The sequence below is a fragment of the Baaleninema sp. genome (assembly GCF_049974805.1).
Taxonomy (GTDB): Bacteria; Cyanobacteriota; Cyanobacteriia; order Cyanobacteriales; family Geitlerinemataceae; genus Baaleninema.
Genome location: NZ_JBNGCO010000171.1, coordinates 1 through 6,848 on the forward strand (window position 1 = coordinate 1; position 6,848 = coordinate 6,848).

Annotated in this window: 5 protein-coding genes; 3 read left to right on the forward strand and 2 right to left on the reverse strand. The window is 51.9% G+C overall.

Features of this window, described 5'->3' with window-relative positions; all coding sequences use genetic code 11:
- Positions 1-53 precede the first annotated feature (53 nt).
- Complete coding sequence (locus ACP5D4_RS20380) at positions 54-1,280, reverse strand: RNA-guided endonuclease InsQ/TnpB family protein (protein ID WP_428013447.1); 1,227 nt, start codon at positions 1,278-1,280, stop codon at positions 54-56.
- Positions 1,281-1,546: 266 nt separating this feature from the next.
- A complete protein-coding gene (locus tag ACP5D4_RS20385) occupies positions 1,547-3,196 on the reverse strand; it encodes an alkaline phosphatase (RefSeq protein ID WP_428013448.1) in 1,650 nt (549 codons plus the stop codon).
- 586 nt (positions 3,197-3,782) lie between these two features.
- Between ACP5D4_RS20385 and ACP5D4_RS20390 the strand changes: the two genes are divergently transcribed.
- The 3 genes from ACP5D4_RS20390 to ACP5D4_RS20400 all read left to right on the forward strand — a co-directional run bounded on the left by ACP5D4_RS20390 (position 3,783) and on the right by ACP5D4_RS20400 (position 6,720).
- Entirely contained in the window at positions 3,783-4,190 is a 408-nt protein-coding gene (locus ACP5D4_RS20390; protein ID WP_428013449.1) for a hypothetical protein, read from the forward strand.
- 222 nt (positions 4,191-4,412) lie between these two features.
- Positions 4,413-5,804 (forward strand): TldD/PmbA family protein, encoded by a 1,392-nt coding sequence (locus ACP5D4_RS20395; RefSeq protein WP_428013450.1) that lies wholly within the window; start codon positions 4,413-4,415, stop codon positions 5,802-5,804.
- Positions 5,805-5,925: 121 nt separating this feature from the next.
- Positions 5,926-6,720, forward strand: coding sequence for a DUF1350 family protein (locus ACP5D4_RS20400; protein WP_428013451.1), 795 nt, complete (start codon positions 5,926-5,928; stop codon positions 6,718-6,720).
- The last annotated feature ends 128 nt before the right edge of the window (positions 6,721-6,848 follow it).

The following is a 6,848-nucleotide window of genomic DNA, read 5'->3' on the forward strand; positions in this document are numbered from 1 at the left end:
ACTGACATCCTCCCGACACCGACCCGTTCCGGGTACGGTGCGGGGTTCCTCTTTCAACGAGCCAACTTACTCGATAAGTTCTCACTTATCGCACAGAGGTCGATCTCTCCAGAGGCGTTTTCTGAATCGAGTCCAGCGGTTCGGGACTGCCCGCCCCTACCGATAACTGCTAAACCCTTCGCCAAAATCTTCAGTGCCGCGTTGTGGTCTCTGTCGAGAACGCAACCACACGAACAAATATGGGTTCTTTGGCTGAGGGTTTTCTTAACCGTTTCACCACAAGCCGAACAGCGTTGAGAGGTGTACTCAGGAGAAATGCCCACAACAATCTTGCCGAACACTTTCCCGTAATACTCCAGCCACTCGAAGAACAATCTCCAACTCGCATCGGAGATGCTTTTGGCCAACTTGTGGTTTTTAAGTAGATTTCGTATCCCCCCTTTAGTTCCCCCCTTATTAAGGGGGGTTAGGGGGGATTCCGCCACGACATCGTTAGATGTCACTACGCATCTCGCCAGTTTGACGGCGAAATCTTTACGCTGGCGTTGGACTTTGAGGTGTTTTCGTCCGAGCCGATTGACGGCTTTTCGTCGGTTCTTTGACCCCTTTTTCTTACGAGAAACTTGTCGCTGTAGACGTTTGAGCGCCTTTTCTGACTTTCTCAAGAGTCGAGGATTTTCGACCGTCTGTCCGTCACTGTCGGTGTAGAAGTGGTTTAAGCCCACATCTAACCCGATAGCCTTGCCAGAGGGTTCTATAGTTTTAATCTTGTCGCAATGGATGCAAAACTGAGCGTAGTAACCGTCAGCCCGACGAACGACTCGAACTCGTTTGATGAGAGCCACGTCGTAGTAATTAAGATCGAAGGCTCCTCTCATGGGAAAGGTTCCCGCTGCGAACTTGTCGGTGAACGTGATGGATTGGCGGTCTTCCGAAAGCTTCCAACCCGAGGTTTTATACTCCACCGAGCGAGATTTCTTGAAACGAGGATATCCTTTCTTTCCAGGGATTTTCTTCTTACAGTTGTCGTAGAAGCGTTTGATGGCGCTCCACGCTCGTTCGGCGCTGGCTTGTCGGGCTTGAGAATTGAGTTTTCCCGCCCATTCAAATTCCTTGGCTAGAACTTTGCAGTAAGCTGATAAGTCGTATTGTCCGGTTCCTGGGGTGTCCATCCACAAGCGCAAACACTTATTACGGACGAAGCCGGCTGTCCGAATCATCTCGTCGATGATGGTAAATTGCTGGCTAGATCCGTAGAGTTTGGACTCGAGAACGAACATACTACCCTCGCCCTTTATAGAAAGATTTTACCATAAAAACGCAAATTGTCCACCGCGATTCATCTCGACGCTCACCCTCTCGGGTAGAGCGCGGGTTCCTTCTCGCGGGTCAAGGTAACTTTAGATGCACCGACTCAATTGTCTGGAGAGGAGGTTTTACCGGAGTTTGAATTAGATTTAACCGAGATTTTCGCCTAAAGTGGCAACGATCGCTCCGGTAAATCGCCACCTCAACCCAGAGCGATCGCACCCCTGACATTCCAGACTTAAACTGTCGTAAACGAAGCCGCCGTCAGTGCGTCCGCCGCAACACCCGTCACCAAGGCGATCGGCTGGAACTCCTCACCCACCGCAGCCACGATTGTTTGATTAGCCCCTTGAACGATATTCAACGTTTCAAACGTCAAACCGTTGGCTAAGCCGATGGTATCGACTCCCACTTCAAAGTCAGCGATCGTGTCGGCACCCGTCGCCGAACCGAAATCGTCGCCCCGCAAGACGAAGACATCAGCACCCGCACCGCCGAGGAGGGTATCGGTATCCAAATCTCCCCAGAGAACGTCGTTGCCATTACCGCCGATGAGGATGTCGTTACCCCGTCCCCCGCGCAACAGATCGTCTCCTTCCCCAGCGTCGATCGTATCGTTGCCGCGACTCGTCAACACGCGATCGTTCCCAGCATCGGCGTTAACGAGATCGTCCCCTGACGAACCCAAGATATCCTCAGCTTCCGAGGTTCCTGAAATCGCATTCGTTGCCGTCACGTCGAAGGGATTGGGCAAGCGCACCCCAAACAGCGTCTGATACATCAACCGATAGATTTCGGTGTTGTCCAGCGTCGGCGTCAACTGTTCGGCGTTCAAACCAAAGGCTTTGGTGACAATACTACCGGGAACGTCGGGAGATCCCCCTGAAACCGCCGCATTTTCCACCCAGCTAATGGCAAAGGGGAACGATTCACCATCAATATCAGGGGCCGAGATAAAGGGTTCGGTGTTGGAACCGCGCACGCCGTCGAGGGGAACGCCGCCTGGAGTAGTGGGAACCGGATCGGTGAAGCTGTCTAAACCAATAACTTCTAAACCGCCCCCGTCGCTGTCGGCTGCGGTAATCAATAAGGTATCGGGGTTTTGTTGGACGAAGTTGTAGGCGACACCGATCGCATCGTCAGCTCGTTTGTTCGCTTCTAAGGTGCCGATTGCGTTCCCGTTGTTGCCGAAGTTGTCAGTTCCTTCTTCTTCGAGAACGACAAAAAAGCCCTCTGGGTCGCGTTCGAGAATGGGTAGGGCAACCGAAAGCATTTCTCCCACCGTGGGCGCAGTCGGCGTATAGAGAGGTGTAGGATTGTCCGTGTTCAATCCCAGAACTTCTTCGGGTTCGTCGTTAAAGGTCTGACCTTCGGCGAAAATACCTAAGACTTTTTCGGTGTCTGGAGGCAGAGTGAGTAATTGTTGACGGTTGTAGACAACCGTGTATCCGAGTTCTTCAGCGCGATCGATCAGGTTCAAGCCGTCCGTCCGCTGACCGACGCCGTGGACGCCTTGGACGCCTTCAGGCAGATAATCCCGTTCGCCACCGCCGAGGATAACGGTGAGTCCCGATTCGATAACTTGTCGGGTAATTTCTTGGGTGTCGCGACGGCTCTCGACCTCGGCAATAAACGCTCCCGTTCCCGGTTCGGCGATGAATCCCGAGTTAATTAACGCACCGGCTTTTCCGGCAGCGATCGCCTCTTCCATAATCGTCGTTCCCGGTGCGACGCCTAAGTCCGGGCCGCCGATACTCGGTGAAAGGGCGGAGAGGGAAACAATGGAATTGCCGTTGGCGTCTAAGCCAAAGGATGGGGCGGGTGCTTTAACGCCTGTGGCATGGGTTACAGCTCCAGCATTGGACGTACCGGTGAGTTGGTCTTCCATGTGACCGAGGTAGACACCCGCATGAGGTTAAGCGATCCCACCACAAGCGTCCGTCAGGCCCGTAGTTTAAGAAACGGGTCGCGCCGAAATGGGAAGGACTCGTGCCGTCCGGGTGAATGAAGATAACGTTACTCATGTTTCCCTGATTTTTTGAAAACCAATTGCATGCGATCGCAGCGATCGTTCGATTGATTCGGACTGTAGTATATGTAAGTTTTGCAAAGTTTAATAAATTGTTAATTACCGGTTAAGATTGAATTTTTTGCTTCTTGTTTTTTGACTTAAATTGACAAAAATATTTATGATTTTATATTTTTATATATTATATAAAAATAAAGTTTATTTATACAGAAAAAACAACTCGAGAAACTGAGGCGATATTCGAGAGTCTGGAAGAAATTAGAAATCGAGTTTGCACGCTCGAGAATAAGACTTTGAAGCTATCAATAATTGTTAAATTTAGGCCTAGAAAATTTGTGATTGAAGCGAGTTGTTTCGCGGGAACGACACTATAACGCAGAATACGGTTGAACTTCGCCCCACCCGCCATTCCCCGTAAAACCTGCGTTTCTGTGGGTTGGCGAGCATGGCGATCACCTCCGAGATACTCCAAAATCGCGATGAGGGCGCTCGATCGCAAACTCATCTCGGCAAAATTTCTCACACATACGATTTTCGTCGAAATTTATCCAAAAGAACCTCGATTTTTGCTTCGACTGTCACGCAGCCGGAAAGGGGGAACGATACGGAATTAAGTTTTAGATTTAAAGCGATCGCTATAACGCATCAACCTAAAAAAAGTGAGAATATATCACGATTTTTTGAGTTTTTTAGTGGCGTTTCGATGGCAAAGCAATCGCCTAAAATAGTTTTGGCAAAATCCCTAAAATACCTCGATCTAGGTGACGAATTGCCTGAAATCATCGACCTCGCTTTTTACAAGCCTCAAGCAATCGTGCTCCTCGATAATTTCGCTAAAGTTCAACAAAATTAAAAACCTAAAATCTCCTCAAGATAAATATTTTCAAAACCCACAAAATCAAGCATTTTGACGCAGCAAATATCTTAAAAAAATCTAGCCAGAATCGGGCGAAGTCCTCAACCTTGGCAACAAAGAAGCCAACCGAAGATGATACAGTTGAGAACAGTTAAAAGATAACAGCGAAGCAGCTCGATCGACCCTTCAGAGACCTGGCCTGCAAGGAGAACGCCCCCCATGCCGACGTTACCCCCCGATCCTCAAAACCTGTTGTCCGACTTAATCGATCGCTACGGCCATCGCGTCGATTACCTCGCCATCCGCCTCGAAGAATCCGAACGCACCGAAATCTTCAGACGCTCCGATCGACTCGAAACCCTCAGCGAAGAAGTCTCCATCGGCGGTCAAATCCGCGCCTGCTACAAAGGCGGTTGGGGATTTGCCAGCTTTAACCGCCTCTCCCATCTCCAACAGCGGGTTGAAGACGCCGTCACCGCCGCGCGGCTAGTCGGGATCGATCGAACCACCTTAGCCCCCATTCCCATCGTGCAGGATGTCTGTCAATTACCCCTCACCGGCACCGACCCCCGCCAAGTTCCCCTCATCGAGAAAAAAGCCCTCTGCGATCGCTACACCGACATTCTCCGCAGCGTCGACGATCGCATCGCCACCACCTCCGTCCGTTACAGCGATTGCGCCCAGCGGGTGATTCTCGCCACCTCCGAAGGCACAGCGATCGAGCAATCCTGGATTGACTTAGAGATGCGCTTCGCCGCCACCGCTCGCAACGGCGAAACCGTCCAAACCGGGCGAGAAACCGCCGGATCGCGCAAAGCCTACGAAGACATGACCCAACTCGACGAACAAGTACAAAGCGCCGCCCGTCGAGCCGTCGATACCCTGGCACTTCCCGCCGTACAGGGCAACACCTACACCGTCGTCATCGATCCCATCCTCTCCGGCTTGTTCGTTCACGAAGCCTTCGGCCACCTCTCCGAAGCCGATATGGCCTACGAAAACCCCGATTTGTTAGAAGTCATGACCTTGGGACGGCGTTTCGGCTCCCCCGATTTGCAAATCTTCGACGGCGCCGCTCCCGAAGGACATCGCGGCAGTTACTTCTACGACGACGAAGGAACCCCCGCCAGCACCACGCAACTGATTGAAAACGGCGTATTAGTCGGACGGCTGCACTCGCGGGAAACCGCCGGAAAACTCAACGAAGCCCCCACAGGAAACGCCCGCTGTTTGAACTATCATTACTCTCCCATCGTCCGCATGACCAATACCTGGATCGGACGGGGAACCACCCCAATCGATCGCCTGTTCGACGGCATCAAAGAAGGCGTTTACGCCCGAAACTGGCTCGGCGGCATGACCAACGGCGAAATGTTTACCTTCAGTGCCGGAGAAGCCTGGATGGTTCGCAACGGCCAGTTAGCGGAGAAAGTGCGAGACGTGACCCTTTCGGGCAACGTTTTTACAACCCTGGCCGATATCGAAGCCATCGGCGACGATTTCTATTGGGACGAGTCCGGCGGTTGCGGCAAAGGCGGCCAGAACGGCTTACCCGTCGGTTGCGGCGGTCCCAGTTTGCGAATTCGCCAAGTCGTCGTCGGCGGAAATTGAGTTGAGAGGGGGAGAAATTATCAGCTATTCCCCGTTCCCCATTCCCCATTCCCCGTTCCCTACAAACTTTTGGTTAAAGTAAAGAAAGATTAACTCGACTTCAGATTTCAAACTGCTCACTATGACAAACTGGGTTGCTGACTGGCAAGACGTAACCGGGAATGCCGTGTTATTACCCGCTAACCCTCGGGGTATTGTTCATTTTCTCGGTGGGGCGTTCGTCGCGGCAGCGCCCCAAATTACCTATCGGTTTCTCCTCGAATTCCTCGCCCGTCAGCGTTACGTTGTCGTTGCCACGCCGTTTGTTAGTAGCAGTCTCGACCACGCGGCCTTGGCGCAATCGGCGTTACATAGTTTCGAGACGACGCTCGATCGCCTCCTCGTCACCGGACGCCTGCGAAAGCGGTATCTCCCGGTTTACAGCGTCGGTCACAGCTTGGGATGTAAACTGCATCTCCTCATCGGAAGTCTGTTTTCCGTCGAACGAGCCGGTAATATTTCCATTGCCTACAATAACTATCCCGCTCGTCGATCGATCCCCTTTCTCGAACAACTCTCCAACCTCACCGAACTGGAATTCACCCCCACCCCCGACCAAACCCACGACCTCATCGCCCGAGAATACCAGGTGCGGCGAAATCTCCTCGTTCAGTTCAAAAACGACGACATCGACCAAACCTCGGTATTGCACGAGATTTTACAGAAGCGATTTTCCTCGATGGTGACGTTACAAACCCTTAACGGAACCCACACCACCCCCATCGCCCAAGACGTAAACTGGCAAGTGGGGGAGGCATTTTCGCCCTTAGACGCCGTGGGACAATGGGTCAAACAGAGCCTTTACCGAGACCTCAACGGCCTGATGCTGGAAATCTTGCGTTGGCTCGACCCGACAGCGAAAGTGCGATCGACCTGATAAGTTAAGTCTCAAAAATTTTTCATCACAGAGACTGCCGGGGATATGGCTCGAACACCAATACATATTTTATGTAGGGTTTGCTGAAAAAGTTATCAAAAGCCGGGGGGTGGAAAACGAACAAGAAG